The sequence below is a fragment of the Ralstonia sp. PBBBR1 genome (assembly GCF_002256165.1).
GTDB lineage: Bacteria > Pseudomonadota > Gammaproteobacteria > Burkholderiales > Burkholderiaceae > Ralstonia > Ralstonia thomasii.
The window spans coordinates 1-15,246 of record NZ_NKIL01000010.1; the positions used below are offsets into that span (position 1 = coordinate 1).

At 63.4% G+C, this 15,246-nt stretch carries 20 protein-coding genes and 1 pseudogene; 15 read left to right on the forward strand and 6 right to left on the reverse strand.

Going from position 1 to position 15,246, the window contains the following annotated elements:
- A pseudogene (locus CFE42_RS18160) lies at window positions 1-84 on the forward strand (integrase core domain-containing protein); the annotation flags it as partial.
- Window positions 85-142: 58 nt separating this feature from the next.
- Here CFE42_RS18160 and moeB read toward each other — a convergent pair.
- The 3 genes from moeB to gpmA form a co-directional block, all read right to left on the reverse strand.
- On the reverse strand, window positions 143-892 hold the full coding sequence (moeB, locus tag CFE42_RS18165) for a molybdopterin-synthase adenylyltransferase MoeB (RefSeq protein WP_004633505.1): 750 nt from the start codon (window positions 890-892) through the stop codon (window positions 143-145).
- Window positions 893-961: 69 nt separating this feature from the next.
- Window positions 962-2,578 carry a S41 family peptidase gene (locus tag CFE42_RS18170; RefSeq protein WP_004633503.1) on the reverse strand — a complete coding sequence of 539 codons (1,617 nt, stop codon included), beginning with the start codon at window positions 2,576-2,578 and terminating at the stop codon, window positions 962-964.
- A 118-nt stretch (window positions 2,579-2,696) separates the two neighbouring features.
- Entirely contained in the window at window positions 2,697-3,443 is a 747-nt protein-coding gene (gene gpmA, locus CFE42_RS18175; protein WP_037044602.1) for a 2,3-diphosphoglycerate-dependent phosphoglycerate mutase, read from the reverse strand.
- Between the two features lie 174 nt (window positions 3,444-3,617).
- Here gpmA and CFE42_RS18180 point away from each other — a divergent pair, with 174 nt between their 5' ends.
- From CFE42_RS18180 to CFE42_RS18195, 4 genes are all read left to right on the forward strand, one after another.
- On the forward strand, window positions 3,618-4,040 hold the full coding sequence (locus CFE42_RS18180) for a rhodanese-like domain-containing protein (protein WP_004633499.1): 423 nt from the start codon (window positions 3,618-3,620) through the stop codon (window positions 4,038-4,040).
- Between the two features lie 18 nt (window positions 4,041-4,058).
- Window positions 4,059-4,316, forward strand: a complete 258-nt coding sequence (grxC, locus tag CFE42_RS18185) for a glutaredoxin 3 (RefSeq protein ID WP_004633497.1) — start codon at window positions 4,059-4,061, stop codon at window positions 4,314-4,316.
- Between the two features lie 160 nt (window positions 4,317-4,476).
- On the forward strand, window positions 4,477-4,995 hold the full coding sequence (gene secB, locus CFE42_RS18190; RefSeq protein WP_004633494.1) for a protein-export chaperone SecB: 519 nt from the start codon (window positions 4,477-4,479) through the stop codon (window positions 4,993-4,995).
- Window positions 4,996-5,102: 107 nt separating this feature from the next.
- Window positions 5,103-6,119: an NAD(P)H-dependent glycerol-3-phosphate dehydrogenase gene (locus CFE42_RS18195; RefSeq protein ID WP_024973709.1), complete on the forward strand. Its 1,017-nt coding sequence runs from the start codon at window positions 5,103-5,105 to the stop codon at window positions 6,117-6,119.
- Between the two features lie 29 nt (window positions 6,120-6,148).
- Here the strand turns inward: CFE42_RS18195 and trmL are convergent, their stop codons facing one another.
- Together trmL and CFE42_RS18205 are read right to left on the reverse strand one after the other, a co-directional pair.
- Window positions 6,149-6,619 (reverse strand): tRNA (uridine(34)/cytosine(34)/5-carboxymethylaminomethyluridine(34)-2'-O)-methyltransferase TrmL, encoded by a 471-nt coding sequence (gene trmL / locus CFE42_RS18200; RefSeq protein WP_004633490.1) that lies wholly within the window; start codon window positions 6,617-6,619, stop codon window positions 6,149-6,151.
- Between the two features lie 111 nt (window positions 6,620-6,730).
- The gene (locus tag CFE42_RS18205; RefSeq protein ID WP_004633488.1) at window positions 6,731-7,453 is read right to left on the reverse strand and encodes a ComF family protein; all 723 of its coding nucleotides are present in this window, start codon (window positions 7,451-7,453) and stop codon (window positions 6,731-6,733) included.
- Between the two features lie 108 nt (window positions 7,454-7,561).
- Here CFE42_RS18205 and CFE42_RS18210 point away from each other — a divergent pair, with 108 nt between their 5' ends.
- From CFE42_RS18210 to CFE42_RS18250, 9 genes are all read left to right on the forward strand, one after another.
- Window positions 7,562-8,503 (forward strand): methyltransferase domain-containing protein, encoded by a 942-nt coding sequence (locus CFE42_RS18210; protein WP_004633486.1) that lies wholly within the window; start codon window positions 7,562-7,564, stop codon window positions 8,501-8,503.
- Between the two features lie 192 nt (window positions 8,504-8,695).
- Window positions 8,696-8,881, forward strand: coding sequence for a hypothetical protein (locus CFE42_RS18215; protein ID WP_004633484.1), 186 nt, complete (start codon window positions 8,696-8,698; stop codon window positions 8,879-8,881).
- A 3-nt stretch (window positions 8,882-8,884) separates the two neighbouring features.
- Window positions 8,885-9,082 (forward strand): DUF2244 domain-containing protein, encoded by a 198-nt coding sequence (locus tag CFE42_RS18220; protein WP_232295848.1) that lies wholly within the window; start codon window positions 8,885-8,887, stop codon window positions 9,080-9,082.
- Window positions 9,083-9,129: 47 nt separating this feature from the next.
- Window positions 9,130-10,386 carry a cytochrome c oxidase subunit II gene (gene coxB, locus CFE42_RS18225; protein ID WP_004633482.1) on the forward strand — a complete coding sequence of 419 codons (1,257 nt, stop codon included), beginning with the start codon at window positions 9,130-9,132 and terminating at the stop codon, window positions 10,384-10,386.
- A 40-nt stretch (window positions 10,387-10,426) separates the two neighbouring features.
- Window positions 10,427-12,031: a cytochrome c oxidase subunit I gene (ctaD, locus tag CFE42_RS18230; RefSeq protein ID WP_004633481.1), complete on the forward strand. Its 1,605-nt coding sequence runs from the start codon at window positions 10,427-10,429 to the stop codon at window positions 12,029-12,031.
- 53 nt (window positions 12,032-12,084) lie between these two features.
- Window positions 12,085-12,216 carry a cytochrome oxidase small assembly protein gene (locus CFE42_RS18235; protein ID WP_009277177.1) on the forward strand — a complete coding sequence of 44 codons (132 nt, stop codon included), beginning with the start codon at window positions 12,085-12,087 and terminating at the stop codon, window positions 12,214-12,216.
- 49 nt (window positions 12,217-12,265) lie between these two features.
- Window positions 12,266-12,874, forward strand: a complete 609-nt coding sequence (locus CFE42_RS18240) for a cytochrome c oxidase assembly protein (protein ID WP_004633477.1) — start codon at window positions 12,266-12,268, stop codon at window positions 12,872-12,874.
- 4 nt (window positions 12,875-12,878) lie between these two features.
- Window positions 12,879-13,091, forward strand: a complete 213-nt coding sequence (locus CFE42_RS18245) for a DUF2970 domain-containing protein (RefSeq protein WP_004633475.1) — start codon at window positions 12,879-12,881, stop codon at window positions 13,089-13,091.
- An 88-nt stretch (window positions 13,092-13,179) separates the two neighbouring features.
- A complete protein-coding gene (locus CFE42_RS18250) occupies window positions 13,180-14,040 on the forward strand; it encodes a cytochrome c oxidase subunit 3 (protein WP_004633473.1) in 861 nt (286 codons plus the stop codon).
- Window positions 14,041-14,165: 125 nt separating this feature from the next.
- On the opposite strand, the gene CFE42_RS18255 is transcribed toward CFE42_RS18250, so the two are convergent.
- Entirely contained in the window at window positions 14,166-14,375 is a 210-nt protein-coding gene (locus CFE42_RS18255; RefSeq protein ID WP_004633471.1) for a twin transmembrane helix small protein, read from the reverse strand.
- Between the two features lie 69 nt (window positions 14,376-14,444).
- Here CFE42_RS18255 and CFE42_RS18260 point away from each other — a divergent pair, with 69 nt between their 5' ends.
- The gene (locus CFE42_RS18260; protein WP_004633469.1) at window positions 14,445-15,215 is read left to right on the forward strand and encodes an SURF1 family protein; all 771 of its coding nucleotides are present in this window, start codon (window positions 14,445-14,447) and stop codon (window positions 15,213-15,215) included.
- Window positions 15,216-15,246: the final 31 nt, after the last annotated feature.

Consider the following 15,246-nt stretch of genomic DNA (forward strand, 5'->3'; position numbering starts at 1 on the left):
GTGGCGCAGGCCGTGCATATCTACAACCACGAACGGCCTCATCTGGCCTTGAAATACAAAACGCCCGATGCGGTGCATCGGGCGCTCGGAGACTGAGCACAGTGTCAACCTATGGCAGGACTTGACAGCGTGTACCGGCGCGTCAGTGCGTGCCCCCGCAGACCGGACAGGACGGCTGTCGAGCGATGCGCATCGTCGTCCATTCCATCGTTAAACCGTCGAGCATCAGAAGGCGGCCGGCAAGCGAACTGCCGATGCCGGCGATCAGCTTGAGTGCCTCGGCGGCCTGCACCGTACCCACCATGCCCACCAGCGGCGAGAACACGCCCATCGTTGCGCACGCCACGTCGGGCGCGGGCTCGTCGGGTGGGAACAGGCAGGCGTAGCAGGGGCCGCCGGCGCGGCTGTCGAACACGCTGATCTGTCCGTCGAAACGGATGGCTGCGCCCGACACCAGCGGCACGCCAGCCCGCACGCAGGCAAGGTTGGTGGCCTGGCGAGTGCCGAAGTTATCGGAGCAGTCCAGTACCACGCTCACGCCATCAAGGCGTGCGCCGATGGCATCCGTATCGAGCCGGCGCTGCACGGCATGCACGCGCACGTCGGGATTCAGCCGAGCGATGGCCGCCTGCGCGGATGCCACCTTCGGCTGCCCGACCGATTCCGTTGTGTGGATGATCTGGCGCTGCAGGTTGGTCAGGTCCACCGTGTCGTCGTCGACGATGGTGAGCGTGCCTATGCCCGCCGCCGCCAGATACGGCAGGGCCGCAGCGCCCAGCCCGCCCGCGCCGATGACAAGCGCATGGCTTTCAAGCAGGCGCGTCTGCCCCTCGATGCCGATTTCGTCGAGCAGGATATGGCGCGAGTAGCGCAGCAGTTGATCGTCGTTCATGGTGGTGCAATGAAAAAGGCCGTGCAGTGCACGGCCTCGTAAGTTTGCCAGTGTTTGCCGGCAGGTGTCTTATCGTGCGCCGGTGGGCTCCGGCGCAGGCTGCACGCCGCTGGCCGGAACATTGGGCTTCGGTGCAGGCGGCTCGGAAGCCGGTGTGGCCTTGCCCTTGGGCAGCTTGGCCGGGGCGCTAGAATCCTTGGCCGCCGGCGATTTCACCGCCTTGTCCGGCACCGCGGCAGCCGCGGCTTCCAGCACCGACTTCGAGCGCTTGACCGGCTGACCCTTCAGGTCGGCAAGGGCTTGCTGGAGCATGAAATCTTCGGCCGAACCGAACTCGATCGGCTTCTTGTTGCGCTCCTTCTCGCGCTGCTCGGGCGTCTTCTTGGCGTTTTCTTCTTCCAGGCGACGCAGCTCTTCAACGCGGCGCTTTTCGCGCTCGGTCATCTCGGCTTCTTCCGATTCCTGCTTGTTGTGCAGGTGGCGTTCGGTGTCGATTTCGCGCGTGATCAGCGCGTCGTCCGGGTCGCCGTCCGGGTTCTGGTCAACCGGAATATCCGGGCGGATGCCCTTGGCCTGAATCGACTTGCCCGACGGCGTGTAGTAGTAGGCGATGGTTAGCTTGATGCCGGTGTCGTTCGACAGCGGACGCACCGTCTGCACCGAGCCCTTGCCGAAGGTCGTCTTGCCCATCGTCTTGGCACGGTGATGATCCTGCAGCGCGCCGGCCACGATTTCTGAGGCCGAAGCCGTGTAGGCGTTGGTCAGCACGATGATCGGCACGGTCTTGAACTCGGGATCCAGGCCCACCAGAGGGTCGGAATCCAAGTTGCTCAAGCGGTAGTTTGCGAAGGTCGCCTTGTACGTGCGCTTGGCATCTGGCACCTGGCCGTTGGTCGACACCACCGTCGCGTCCGGCGGCAGGAATGCAGCCGACACCCCAACTGCTGCCTGCAGCACGCCACCGCCGTTGTTGCGCAGGTCCAGGATCAGGCCCTTGAGGTGGGGGTCCTGTTTCGCCAGGTCATTGAGCTTCTTGGCCAGGTCCGGCACAGTGCGTTCCTGGAAGCTGGTAATGCGCACCCAGGCAATGCCGTTGTCCAGCATCTTTGCCTTGACCGACTGCACCTGGATCTCGGCGCGAGTGATGGTCAGCGGGAACGTGCGCTCTTCCTTCTTGCGGTAGATGGTCAGCGTGACCTTCGTGCCCGGGGCACCGCGCATGCGCTTGACGGCTTGCTCCAGCGGCATGCCGCGCACGGGCTTGTCGTCGATGCGGGTGATCAGGTCGCCCGGCTGCACGCCGGCGCGGAAGGCGGGGGTGTCTTCGATCGGGTTGATGACCTTAACCAGACCTTCTTCCTGCGAGATCTCGATGCCCAGACCGGCGAAGCGGCCTTGGGTCCCTTCCTGCAGCTCCTGGAAGTCCTTCTTATCCAGGTAAGCCGAATGCGGGTCGAGGCTGGCGACCATGCCTTTGATGGCTTCGGTCAGCAGCTTGTCGTCGTCCACCGGCTCGACATATTCACGCTTGATTTGGCCAAAGATGTCCGCCATGAGCCTGAGCTTTTCCAGCGGGAGCGGGCCGACCGTCGCGTTTTGCGCGGTGGCGGAGAGCTGGAGCGTCGCCAGGACCCCGGTGACGAGGCCGATGGCGATCAAGCTGATGTTCTTGAGCGAAGTTCGCATGTGTCGAGCGTGGACGTGGGAACAGTAGATAAACATGACCCGGGACGGCTCGCGCACATCCCGGGCTACAGGCTTCGACAGTATAAAGGCGTTGGAGTGCCGCAGCGCCCGTTACGGTTTATTTCGACTTGCCTTGGCTGGCCACCGCCGCGAGCGACGCGGCAATCGCTTCCTGGTCGCCCAGGTAGTAATGGCGGATCGGCTTGAGCTTGGCGTCCAGCTCATACACAAGCGGCGTGCCGTTGGGAATGTTCAGGCCGACGATGTCCGCGTCGGAAATGCCGTCCAGGTACTTCACCAGCGCGCGAATGCTGTTGCCGTGCGCGGCGATCACCACGCGCTTGCCGCTCTTGATGGCCGGTGCAATCGATTCTTCCCACAGCGGCATGACGCGTGCGACGGTGTCCTTCAGGCATTCGGTCAGGGGCACCTGTTCGCGCGTGAGGCCCGCGTAACGCGGGTTGCCGAAAGCGTCATTGTCGGCGCCGGGCTCCAGCGCGGGCGGCGGCGTGTCGTAGCTGCGGCGCCAGACGAGAACTTGCTCGTCGCCATATTGCGCGGCGGTTTCTGCCTTGTTCAGGCCCGACAGCGCCCCGTAGTGACGCTCGTTCAGACGCCATTCGTTGCGGGTCGGGATCCACATCAGGTCCATTTCGTCCTGCACGTGCCAGAGCGTGCGGATCGCGCGCTTGAGCACCGAGGTGTAGGCCAGATCGAACGTGAAGCCGGCTTCGCGCAGCAGTTTGCCGCCTTGGCGGGCCTGGGCGACGCCCGTGTCGGTCAGGTCGACGTCGACCCAGCCGGTGAAACGGTTCTCCAGATTCCACGTCGATTCGCCGTGGCGGATGAGGACGAGCTTATGCATGACTGCCATGATGAGAAGTGAGAAAACCTGCGCGGGGCTGTGGCGACGTGTCGTACGTCATCGTGCAGCCGCTGAAACCAACTATTTTATAATGCCGCGGGCATTGGGCCCCCGAATCGTTCGGCTGATGTTCGCCCAGTAGACTTGCTCGACCCATCCCAGGAAACCGATACCGTGAAGTTCTTCGCCGATTACAACAACCTCGCACTGCTTGCCGTCGCCATCGTTTCGGGTCTGCTGCTGCTCTGGGCGCCCATCCAGCGCCGCATTGCGGGCGGCGGTGGCGCCAAGGTAGGTGCTTCGGCGGCCACCCAGCTCATCAATCGCCGCAATGCTGTGGTGGTGGATGTGCGTGAAAACGCTGAATACGCCGCCGGCCATCTGCCGCAAGCCAAGCACGCGCCGCTTGGGGAGCTTGCAGGCAAGGCTGCCGGGCTTGCAAAGAACAAAGAGACCCCCATCATCCTCGTGTGCCAGACCGGCCAGCGCGCTGGGCGGGCCCAAGCAGTCCTGAAGCAGGCCGGTTACAGTGAGGTGTATTCGCTGGAGGGCGGATTGGCCGCCTGGCAACAAGCTGGCCTTCCGGTTGTGAAATAAAGAAACGAGGTTGAAGTTATGGCGCACGTGGTCATGTACAGCACCACCGTCTGCCCCTATTGCGTGGCAGCGGAACGACTCCTGAAGCAGCGCGGTGTTGAGCAGATCGAGAAGATCCTGATCGACCGCGAACCCGGAAAGCGCGAAGAGATGATGACGCGCACGAACCGCCGCACGGTTCCGCAGATCTACATCGACGAGCGCCACATCGGCGGCTTCGACGATCTGTCTGCGCTGGACCGCGAAGGTGGCTTGGTTCCGTTGCTGGCTGCTTGATTCGGCGGACTGCGCACCACACAGAAATGCCCGGCTTAGACCGGGCGTTGTACTTTCAGGCCGGCTCTCATAGCGGGCACCATCTGGTCATGTACCATACGCGTCTTGCGCGGCGGACGCTTCCGCCAAGCACTGTCCACATCCCATTTGAAGGCGAGTCATGAGCGACCAGCAACAGCAGCAACCGGGCCAGGATGGCCAGCCGTTCTTCAACATCCAGCGCGTCTATCTGAAGGACCTGTCGCTGGAGCAACCGAACTCGCCGCACATCTTCCTCGAGCAGGAACAGCCGTCCGTCGAAGTGCAGGTCGACGTGGCCGCATCGCAGCTGGCCGAAGGCGTATTTGAAGTGACCGTCATCGGTACCGTGACGACCAAGGTGCAAGAGAAGGTGGCGTTCCTGGTGGAAGCCAAGCAAGCTGGCATCTTCGATATCCGCAACGTGCCGGCCGAACAGATGGACCCGCTGCTGGGCATCGCCTGCCCGACCATCGTGTACCCGTACCTGCGCTCGAACATTGCCGACACCATCGGCCGCGCCGGCTTCCAGCCGATCCACCTGGCCGAGATCAACTTCCATGCGCTGTACGAACAACGCCTGGCCGCTGCCATGGAGCAGCAAGGCCAAGCCGGTGGCACTGGTCTGGTGATGCCGGACGGCTCGAAGGCCACCCACTAAGTACGAGGCGCACTGCGCCAGAGGCCCGCGCCAGCCGCACGCTTGCGCGGGCTTTTTTTTGCCCGACCTGTTGCTCGACCTTTGCCTGACCGATGTTGAACACGCGCATGCGAATTTCCGTTTTGGGTGCCGGTGCCTGGGGCACTGCCCTGGCCAGCCACGCCGCGCAATCGCACGACGTCATGCTGTGGGGGCGTGACGCGAACCTCGTCGCGCAGATGGCCGCCACACACATCAACGCGCCGTATTTGCCGGGCATGACGCTGCGGGCGTCGTTGCATTTTTCTGCTGATCTGCAAGCCGCGCTCGACCATGCGGCGGGCGACGACGCGCTCGCCGTCATCGCTTCACCTGTCGCCGGGCTGGCTGACCTGACCCGCACGATTGCCGCGCACGGCGGCGTGCGCAACGTGATCTGGCTGTGCAAGGGGTTCGACCCCGAAACCAGCGCACTGCCGCACGCCATCGTCGCCGATGTGCTGAAGGCGTCTGGCCGTACCGACCTCGCTGTCGGGGTGCTGTCGGGGCCGAGTTTCGCCAAGGAAGTCGCGCAGGGTTTGCCGTGCGCCATGACGGTCGCCTCGACCAGCGATGCGCTGTGCAAGCTCACGCAGCGCGGTTTTCACCATCACGCGATGCGCGTGTATGCAAGCGATGACCTCGTCGGCGTGGAAGTGGGCGGTGCCGTTAAGAACGTGCTCGCCATTGCGACAGGCGCCGCCGACGGCCTGGGCCTGGGGTTGAACGCGCGCGCCGCACTGGTGACGCGCGGGCTGGCCGAGATGACGCGCCTGGGGTTGGCGCTCGGTGGTCGGCTGGAAACATTCATGGGGCTGACTGGCGTGGGCGATCTGCTGCTGACCGCCACCGGCGATCTGTCACGCAACCGCACGGTCGGGATGCAGCTTGCGCAGGGCCGCACGCTCGACGACATCCTGCACAGCCTCGGTCACGTCGCCGAAGGCGTGCGTTGTGCGCGTGCCGTTGCGGCGCTCGCGCGCGCCAAGGGCGTGGACATGCCGATCACCTTTACCGTCTGCGAAGTCCTGTTCGAAGGGCTTCCTGCTGCGAAGGCGGTCGAGCGTCTGCTGCAGCGCGACGCCAAATCCGAATCGGCACGCTAGTCACGCCGCAATCAAGGGGCGCGTCAGGCTCAGGCGCCGCCCGCGAACCCGTTCTGCCGCCACGCTTCGAACACCACCACTGCCACGGTGTTCGATAGATTCAGGCTGCGGTTGTCCGGCCGCATCGGCAGGCGAATCCGCTGAGAAGCGGGAAACCACTCGCGCCGCTCCTCCGACAACCCGCGTGTTTCCGACCCGAAGACAAACCAGTCGCCCGGCTGGAACACCACGCTGGCAAACGGCGTCGAGCCGCGCGTGGTGAGCGCAAACATGCGCGTGAGATCGGGCTGCGCATCGCGCAGGAAGGCGTCCCAATCGGCATGCACGCGCATCGTCGCGTACTCGTGGTAATCGAGGCCGGCGCGGCGCATGCGGGCATCTTCGAGCGGAAAACCCAACGGTTCGATCAGATGCAGTTGCGCGCCCGTGTTGGCGCACAGGCGGATCACATTGCCGGTGTTGGGCGGGATTTCGGGTTCGACAAGGATGACGTTGAACATGACCGGGCGGCAGGAGGAATTTCGGCGGCGAGCTTATCCACATTGGGAAGGGTTGTCACCCCGCCACAGCTTGGCACAAACAGCGCGACACAATGTCGCACAAGCACGTGATCAAGGCGTGCGCAAGGCGACAACGTTGGTGACGCGGGTCGCGCCGGCGCGTTTGAGCTGCGTGGCGATCTCGCCAAGGGTCGTGCCGGTGGTCATCACATCGTCAACGACGCCGATGTGACGCCCCGCGATGCGCGCCGGCTCGGCAACGACAAATGCGCCGTGGAGGTTGGCCAGCCGCTCGGCGCGATCCAGCGTGGCCTGCGCGACGTTGTCGCGCACACGCTGCAGGGCGTTGGCGTGGGCCGGAATGTCCAATCGGCGGGCGATCCGGCGGGCAACCTCCCATGCCTGGTTGTAGCCGCGCGAGCGCAGGCGGGCCGGCGAAAGCGGCACTGGCAGCAGCACGTCCGGCAGGTCGCCCGGCGCCGCCGCGAGTGCGTTGCCCAATTGGGCTGCCAGCCAATCTGCCAATGGCAATTGCGCCCGAAATTTCAATCCAGTGACAAGGTGGTCGAGCGGCCAGGCGTAGTCGGCGATGACGACGGTCGCGTCAAAGTCGGGCGCGCCGGCCAAACATGTGCGGCAATGCCGGGCGGCGTGCCGGGCATCCAGTGCAATGGCGCATTGGATGCAGCGCCGCCTGTGCAGATGCGAGGCCAGGTCGCCCGTGCAGCCGTTGCACACCAGGTCGCCCTGAACCGCGCCGCAAAGCGCGCAGGCGCATGGCAACAAATGGCGCAGTCCTGCCCGAAACCATGCCGATAACGCGTGTTTATGCATGCAAAAAGCCGCTATCCAAGCCGATTTGCGGCTTCTGCGCTATCAGACGGCGCCTCAAACTGCGGGCCGGTATACTTGGCGACCGCAGTGTTCCGTCCCGCCTTGTCGATGTCTGATCCCGTCCTTGCTCGCCCTGCCGCCTTGCGGCGCGCCTTCGATCGCCGCGCCGCGCGTTTCGCCGACGTGGACTTTTTGCTGCGCGAAGTGGGCAGTCGCATGCAGGACCGGCTGTCCTACATCAAGGCCACGCCTGTCCGCGCGCTGGATTTGGGTTGCGGTCTGGGACAAGGCTTGGCGGTGCTGCGTGCGCAATATCCGGATGCGCAGATCTGCGGGGTGGACTGGTCGTCCGCCATGCTGGCGCAAGCGCAGAAACTCGACCCGCAGCGCACTGACGCCGGATGGCTCGGCAGGCTGCTGAAGAAGCGGCCGGTCTTTGACTTTGCCCAGGCGGACTTTCGCGCTTTGCCCTTTGCTGGCGCGTCGTTCGACCTGCTGTGGTCGAACCTGGCGCTGCACTGGGACCCGGCGCCGCACGCGATCTTTCCAGAGTGGCACCGCATCACCACGGAAGGCGGCCTGCTGATGTTCAGCCTGTTCGGTCCGGATACCCTGCGCGAGCTGCGCAGCGCCCTGGCCGGCATCGACGCGGGCGTCCATACGCTGCGCTTTGTCGACATGCACGACATTGGCGACATGCTGGTGCACAGCCGCTGGTCTACACCCGTCATGGACATGGAGCAGATCACGATCACCTACGAAACGCCGCAGGCGTTGCTGGCCGATGTGCATTTGCTGGGCGGCATGGCCGGCTTGACGGACGAAGCCGGCCACAGTCTCTCGGGCGCCGGCCTGCACACGCCCCGCTGGCGCCAGCGACTATTCGACGCACTCGACGCGCAACGCAATCCCGATGGGCTGATTCCGCTGACCTTCGAAATCGTCTACGGCCACGCCTGGAAGCTTGCGCCCACCCAGCGGCAGGCGCTGGACGAGCAGGGAAGGGCGATGATCCCGATCGATCAGATCGGTCGCAAACCGCGCGCCTGAAGCGCTTTTAGTGCGGGAACGGCATTGGCTCGGCCTTGTCAAGCCGGGACTTGCATAAAGGCGCTTTACCTTGTTCGGGGTCAATCGCGGCCATATAATGCGCCAGTTTGTCGCAGCAGTCCCCCAAAGGCCTATCCCGTTTTTTGCCACGGGCGAACCGTTCGGGTATGCATCCGAGGCAGGAGTGGTTCAATGCACGACATTGAAACCGTGCTCCACCCAGCATGCGGCGCCTCCACCATCTCGGAATCGCCGCGCAAGAACTGGCTCATGAAGCGAAACTGCTCGCTTTCAACCCGCCAGATTGGCTGGTCCACCCCCTTGGTCGTCATTTCCCCGTTCGTAATCGCTTGGTTTTCTGCCTGGCAAGTCGCGTGATTGGTGTTGCCTGATGCGGGGCTGGAGGTCGCGATTCTCGGATGGGCATTGCTGTACTATGCCCGCCACGCCTCCGATTACGGGCACGTCTGGCCGGAAGATGGCGCGCGCGTGATCCAGCAGGTGAGCGCCAGGCGGCGCAAGCTTGCGGACGAGCTTTCCCGGTGTTTGGGACACGGGCAACCAACCCAGGTCTCATGAGCCGCGCACCGGGGCAGAGTGGAATCTGTCAATTGGGTAGATAAAAAATGAAAATGTTGAATAAGACATTGGCAAGTTTGCTGGCGGCAGGCTCCCTCCTCGCCCTCAGTCAAACGGCCCTGGCAGTGGAAGACATGCCAGGCGGCCCCGCAGTGCGGCAGCTTAATCTCGCGCCTCCGGTCACCAAGATCGCCGCCGAGATCCATTGGCTGCACTGGATGATGCTGATCATCTGTATCGTGATCTTCATCGGTGTTTTCGGGGTGATGTTCTACTCCATTTTCAAGCACCGTAAGTCGGTCGGTCACAAACCGGCGACGTTCCATGAAAGCACCACGGTCGAAATCATCTGGACCATCGTGCCGTTCCTGATCGTGATCGGGATGGCGCTGCCGGCCACCAAGGCCGTGGTCGCCATGAAGGACACCACCAACTCCGACCTCACCATCAAGGCCACCGGCTACCAGTGGAAGTGGGGTTACGACTACCTGAAGGGCGAAGGCGAGGGCATCTCGTTCCTCTCCACGCTCACCACGCCGCGCGACCAGATCAACAACCAGGCGCCCAAGTCGAACACGTACCTGATCGAGGTCGACAACGAGCTGGTCGTGCCGGTCAACCGCAAGGTGCGCATCGTCACGACCGCCAACGACGTGATCCACTCGTGGATGATCCCAGCGTTCGGCGTGAAGCAGGATGCGATTCCGGGCTTCGTGCGCGACGCATGGTTCAAGGCAGAGAAGGTCGGCGTCTATCGCGGCCAGTGCGCCGAGCTTTGCGGCAAGGAACACGCCTTCATGCCGATCGTCGTGCGCGTGCTCTCGCAGGACGACTACACCAAGTGGGTCGACGGCAAGAAGAAGGAAATGGCCGCCAAGGCCGATGACCCGAACAAGACCTACACGCTGGAAGAGCTGAAGTCGCGCGGCGAGAAGATCTACATCGCCAACTGTGCGGTCTGCCACCAGCCGAACGGCAAGGGCGGTGGTCCGTTCCCGGCGCTCGATGGCTCGAAGATCGCCAATGGCCCGCTGGCCGACCACGTTGGCATCGTGCTGCACGGCAAGGGCGCGATGCCGCCCTGGGCTTCGGCGCTGAACGATGTCGAAATCGCTGCCGTCGTCACTTACGAGCGCAACAACTGGGGTAACCATACCGGTGACCTGCTGCAGCCGACGCAAGTGAAGGATGCGCGCGGCGGCAAGATGCCCGAAGGTGGGGCTGCCAAGACCGCTGCAACTGAATCCGCCGGTAAGGTGGCATCCAAACAAGCGAATGCGGCCGAAGACCGCAACGCTGGCTGATTGATCGTCTGCGTGACGAACCGAACCTAGGAGTTCCTCGATGAGCACCGCTGTTACGCACCCGCAAGATCACGCGCACGGTCATGGAGACGACCACGCGCACGACCATCCGCACGGCTGGCGCCGTTGGCTGTTCGCGACCAACCACAAGGACATCGGTACGCTGTACCTGCTGTTCTCTTTCATGATGCTGCTTTCAGGCGGCACGCTGGCCCTGCTGATCCGCCTTGAGCTGTTCCAGCCCGGCCTGCAGTTCTTCCATCCGGAGCTGTTCAACCAGTTCACCACCCTGCATGGCCTGATCATGGTGTTCGGCGCCATCATGCCGGCCTTCGTGGGCTTTGCGAACTGGATGATCCCGCTGCAGGTTGGCGCGTCCGACATGGCGTTTGCGCGGATGAACAACTTCAGCTTCTGGCTGCTGCCCCCTGCTGCGCTGCTGCTGGTGGGCTCGTTCTTCGCCCCGGGCGGCGCCACCGCTGCCGGCTGGACGCTCTACGCGCCGCTGTCGGTGCAGATGGGCCCGGGCATGGACATGGCGATCTTCGCGATCCACATCATGGGCGCATCGTCGATCATGGGCGCGATCAACATCATCGTGACCATCCTGAACATGCGCGCGCCGGGCATGACGCTGATGAAGATGCCGATGTTCTGCTGGACGTGGCTGATCACGGCGTACCTGCTGATCGCCGTGATGCCGGTGCTGGCAGGCGCGATCACCATGGTGCTGACCGACCGCCACTTCGGGACGAGCTTCTTCTCGGCAGCCGGCGGCGGTGACCCGGTGATGTACCAGCACATCTTCTGGTTCTTCGGGCACCCCGAGGTGTACATCATGATCTTGCCGGCGTTCGGTATCGTCAGCCAGATCGTGCCGGCCTTTGCGCGCAAGCCGCTGTTCGGCTACAGCTCGATGGTGTATGCCACGGCGTCGATCGCCATCCTGTCGTTCATCGTGTGGGCACACCACATGTTCACGACCGGTATGCCCGTCACCGGCCAGCTGTTCTTCATGTACGCGACGATGCTGATTGCGGTGCCGACCGGCGTGAAGATCTTCAACTGGGTGGCCACGATGTGGCGCGGCTCGATGACGTTCGAGACGCCGATGCTGTTTGCGATCGGCTTCATCTTCGTGTTCACGGTGGGCGGCTTCACGGGCCTGATCCTGGCCGTGGCCCCGATCGACATCCAGCTGCAGGACACCTACTACGTGGTGGCGCACTTCCACTACGTGCTGGTGGCTGGTTCGCTGTTCGCGCTGTTCGCGGGCTTCTACTACTGGGGCCCGAAGTGGTCGGGCTACATGTACAGCGAGACGCGCGGCAAGATCCACTTCTGGGGTTCGATGATCACGTTCAACCTCACGTTCTTCCCGATGCACTTCCTGGGCCTGGCAGGCATGCCGCGCCGCTATGCGGACTACCCGCAGCAGTTTGCCGATTTCAATGCGATCGCGTCGATCGGAGCTCTGGGCTTCGGTCTGATGCAAGTGTATTTCTTCTTCTTCGTGGTGCTGCCGTCGTACCGCGGTGGCGAGAAGGCTGCCGACAAGCCTTGGGATGGCGCGGAAGGCCTGGAGTGGACCGTGCCGTCGCCGGCGCCGTTCCACACCTTTGAAGAACCGCCGCACGTGAAGTAATGCAGGTGTTGCGGGGCTGGCGAGTGCCGGCTCCGCGATCCTCCGGACAAACGATGTCGAATCCAGAAAAAAGCCCAACGCCCGAGCAACGCGCTGCCAACCGTCGCCTGGGGTTGATCCTCGGCACGATCGCGCTGGTTTTCTTTCTGGGTGTGATTTTCAAGCGCGTGGTGTTCGGCGGCTAGCCGGGCAAGCGACGCGCTGGTCGCTGAACCGAGATTTCGCGAGACCCCTATGAGCCAGACACCGGCGCAGCCGGACCCGACCCAAAACGACAAAGCTCTCGAGCGCGGCCTGAACCGTTCCATGCTCGGCAAGCTGGCCGTCGTGGTCGCGATCATGTTCGGCTTCGGCTACGCGATGGTGCCGTTGTACAAGAAGATCTGCGAGATCACGAACATCAACGTGCTGAACACGCGTGATGAGGATGGCGGCGCGCTGCGCAACTCCCAGGTCGACAAGACGCGCACGATCACGGTGGAATTCGATTCGAACAGCCAGGGGCCGTTCCGCTTCCGCCCGGTCAAGAACAGCATGGATGTGCACCCCGGCGAGATCAGCCAGATCGTCTACGAGGTGGTGAACAAGGAGGGGCGTACGGTGGAGGCGCAGGCCATCCCGAGTTACGCGCCCAAGCAGGCAACCGAGTTCTTCAAGAAGATCGAGTGCTTCTGTTTCAAGCAGCAGACGCTGACGGCCAACGAGTCACGCGAGATGCCGGTGGTGTTTGTGATTGATCCGGATCTTCCCAAGGACGTGAAGACGATCACTCTGTCCTACACTTTCTTTGAAATCCACGCGCCGTCGGTCATTGCGCCGGCGATGCCGAACAAGGGAACGTGAGGACATGGACGACCTGAAGGAAGCGACCAAGCGGCGCGCATCATTCGCACAGACGATGAAGGCGGTGTTCTGGTCCTTCTTCGGGGTGCGCAAAGGCCGCGACCACGACCGTGACATGGCGCAGTTGAATCCGGTGCACGTGATCGTGGCGGGCATTCTGGCGGCGGTGATCTTTGTGGTTGTGTTGTTGCTGATCGTGCGAGCCGTGGTCGGTTGAGGATTGAGCAGGTTGAGGAGACGGCCCCGCAGCATGGGCCGGGCAATATCGAGTGGATTCTTAAAAAAATAGAGCTGGAGAAAAAGAGATGAGTGCGAATCGAGCAAACGCTCCGTACTACTTCGTGCCCGGGCCCTCGCGGCATCCGATTACGGCAAGCCTCGGCCTGCTGATCGTGCTGTTGAGCTCCGCTGCATGGGTGAATGCCCAGCCGTGGGCCCCGTGGACGTTCCTGGTCGGGCTGCTGTGGTTCCTCTTTGTGCTGCGCGCGTGGTTTGCCGACGCCATCTCCGAATCCGAGACCGGCAAGTACGGCGACCGCGTGGATGCCTCGTTCCGCTGGTCGATGAGCTGGTTCATCTTCTCGGAAGTGATGTTCTTCGCGGCGTTCTTCGGCGCGCTGTTCTATGCCCGCACGATCGCCATGCCGTGGCTGGGCGATCTGAACAACAAGCTGCTGTGGCCGGACTTTAACGCGCTATGGCCGAACGCTGGCCCCGCCGGCACGGTATCACCGTTCACGACGATGGGCCCGTGGCCGATCCCGACCATCAACACGGCGCTGCTGCTGACCTCCGGTGTGACGCTCACGTGGGCACATCATGCGCTGCGTGAAGGCAAGCGCGCGCAGGTCATCCAGGGTCTGCTGCTGACGATCCTCCTGGGCTTTACGTTCATGGGCTTCCAGGCGTTCGAATACATCCACGCCTATCACGAACTGAACCTGAAGCTGACCTCGGGCATCTACGGTTCGACGTTCTTCCTGCTGACGGGCTTCCACGGCTTCCACGTGACCATGGGCGCCATCATGCTGTCGGTGGTGCTGGGGCGTGTGATCAAGGGCCACTTCACGCCGGAGCATCACTTCGCATTCGAAGGCGCCGCGTGGTACTGGCACTTTGTGGACGTGGTGTGGCTGGGCCTGTACGTGGTGGTGTACTGGCTGTAAGACAGCATGGGAATGGGGCAGCGCAGCGCGGCCCCGTAGCCCGGCCCACGACAGGTGAAGACAATGCCGCAGACGGGACACCGCTGCGGCGTTTTCGTTTTTCTGGCGTGAGGGATTTGCCGTGGCTACTGGCCGAATTGGATGCCGGTGCTGTGGATCCACCCCAACCGATTGGCGACCAGGATGAAGATGAACAGCGCGATCGAGAAACCGACGCGGAACATCAAGGATCGAACGGTCCGGTTGCTGTGGCCCTTGTCGCGCATCAGGAAGAACAGCGCGGAGGCAAGGCTGCCGAGGATCAGCAGAAACGCAATGGCAACGACGATGCGCATGGAGGGTTGCCGGTTGGGCAATGACGGGTTGGAAATGGCTGCCGGGCATTATCTCACCGAGGCCGCGCAATGACCGAGCGCGTACCGATGCGACGCTGGTTTGCGCCTGTGCCGATGTTGGCAGGTGTGGCGCTGATCGCGCTGACGTGCTCGCTGGGGCGTTGGCAGCTTTCGCGTGCGCACGAGCGCATCGAGCGCCAAGCCCGCATCATGGCGCTGGAAAATGCGCCCGCCCAGCGCATCACAGCGCAGCCGGTGACAGCAGATTCAGTAATGTACAGGCCGGTGCTGCTGCGTGGAACGTTCGACGTGGCGCACACGGTGCTGCTCGAGAACCGCCCGCACGTCACCAACGACGTATCGCGCCCGGGTTTCGAGGTGCTCATCCCGCTGAGGCTGGAAGGTGCGGGCGGGCGCGCCGTGTTGGTCGACCGGGGCTGGTTGCCGCGCGATCCAGCCGATCGCACGCGCATCGCGCCGTACACCACGCCGGCGGGCGAAGTGCAGGTCGAGGGGATGGCGGTGCCACATGCCAGCCGGGTCTTCAGTCTGGGCAGCAAGGACGGCGCGGATGAAGTCGGCCACCGACTTAGGCAGAATATCGACCTCGACGCTTTCTCGCGCGAAATCGGCGTGCCGCTCCAACCGTTCGTGGTGCAGCAGCAGTCCGACGTGGAGGACGGCCTGTTGCGCGATTGGCCGCGCGCAGACCTGGGCGCCGAGCGCAATTACGGCTACGCGTTCCAATGGTTTGCGATGGCGGCGGCAGTGCTTGGGCTGATGGTCTTTTACAGCGTGCGGCGTTATCGCCGCTTGGCGGGCCGCTCCGAGCCCGCCTGAACACGAACTTGCGTTGCGGCCTAGTGCCGCA

Excerpts from the sequence above, each read along its gene's own strand:
- moeB (WP_004633505.1), bottom strand. The coding sequence starts at position 892 with ATGAACGACGATCAACTGCTGCGCTACTCGCGCCATATCCTGCTCGAC.
- CFE42_RS18170 (WP_004633503.1), bottom strand. The coding sequence starts at position 2,578 with ATGCGAACTTCGCTCAAGAACATCAGCTTGATCGCCATCGGCCTCGTC.
- gpmA (WP_037044602.1), bottom strand. The coding sequence starts at position 3,443 with ATGCATAAGCTCGTCCTCATCCGCCACGGCGAATCGACGTGGAATCTG.
- grxC (WP_004633497.1), top strand. The coding sequence starts at position 4,059 with ATGGCGCACGTGGTCATGTACAGCACCACCGTCTGCCCCTATTGCGTG.
- secB (WP_004633494.1), top strand. The coding sequence starts at position 4,477 with ATGAGCGACCAGCAACAGCAGCAACCGGGCCAGGATGGCCAGCCGTTC.
- CFE42_RS18195 (WP_024973709.1), top strand. The coding sequence starts at position 5,103 with ATGCGAATTTCCGTTTTGGGTGCCGGTGCCTGGGGCACTGCCCTGGCC.
- trmL (WP_004633490.1), bottom strand. The coding sequence starts at position 6,619 with ATGTTCAACGTCATCCTTGTCGAACCCGAAATCCCGCCCAACACCGGC.
- CFE42_RS18205 (WP_004633488.1), bottom strand. The coding sequence starts at position 7,453 with ATGCATAAACACGCGTTATCGGCATGGTTTCGGGCAGGACTGCGCCAT.
- CFE42_RS18210 (WP_004633486.1), top strand. The coding sequence starts at position 7,562 with ATGTCTGATCCCGTCCTTGCTCGCCCTGCCGCCTTGCGGCGCGCCTTC.
- CFE42_RS18215 (WP_004633484.1), top strand. The coding sequence starts at position 8,696 with ATGCACGACATTGAAACCGTGCTCCACCCAGCATGCGGCGCCTCCACC.
- coxB (WP_004633482.1), top strand. The coding sequence starts at position 9,130 with ATGAAAATGTTGAATAAGACATTGGCAAGTTTGCTGGCGGCAGGCTCC.
- ctaD (WP_004633481.1), top strand. The coding sequence starts at position 10,427 with ATGAGCACCGCTGTTACGCACCCGCAAGATCACGCGCACGGTCATGGA.
- CFE42_RS18235 (WP_009277177.1), top strand. The coding sequence starts at position 12,085 with ATGTCGAATCCAGAAAAAAGCCCAACGCCCGAGCAACGCGCTGCCAAC.
- CFE42_RS18240 (WP_004633477.1), top strand. The coding sequence starts at position 12,266 with ATGAGCCAGACACCGGCGCAGCCGGACCCGACCCAAAACGACAAAGCT.
- CFE42_RS18245 (WP_004633475.1), top strand. The coding sequence starts at position 12,879 with ATGGACGACCTGAAGGAAGCGACCAAGCGGCGCGCATCATTCGCACAG.
- CFE42_RS18250 (WP_004633473.1), top strand. The coding sequence starts at position 13,180 with ATGAGTGCGAATCGAGCAAACGCTCCGTACTACTTCGTGCCCGGGCCC.
- CFE42_RS18255 (WP_004633471.1), bottom strand. The coding sequence starts at position 14,375 with ATGCGCATCGTCGTTGCCATTGCGTTTCTGCTGATCCTCGGCAGCCTT.
- CFE42_RS18260 (WP_004633469.1), top strand. The coding sequence starts at position 14,445 with ATGACCGAGCGCGTACCGATGCGACGCTGGTTTGCGCCTGTGCCGATG.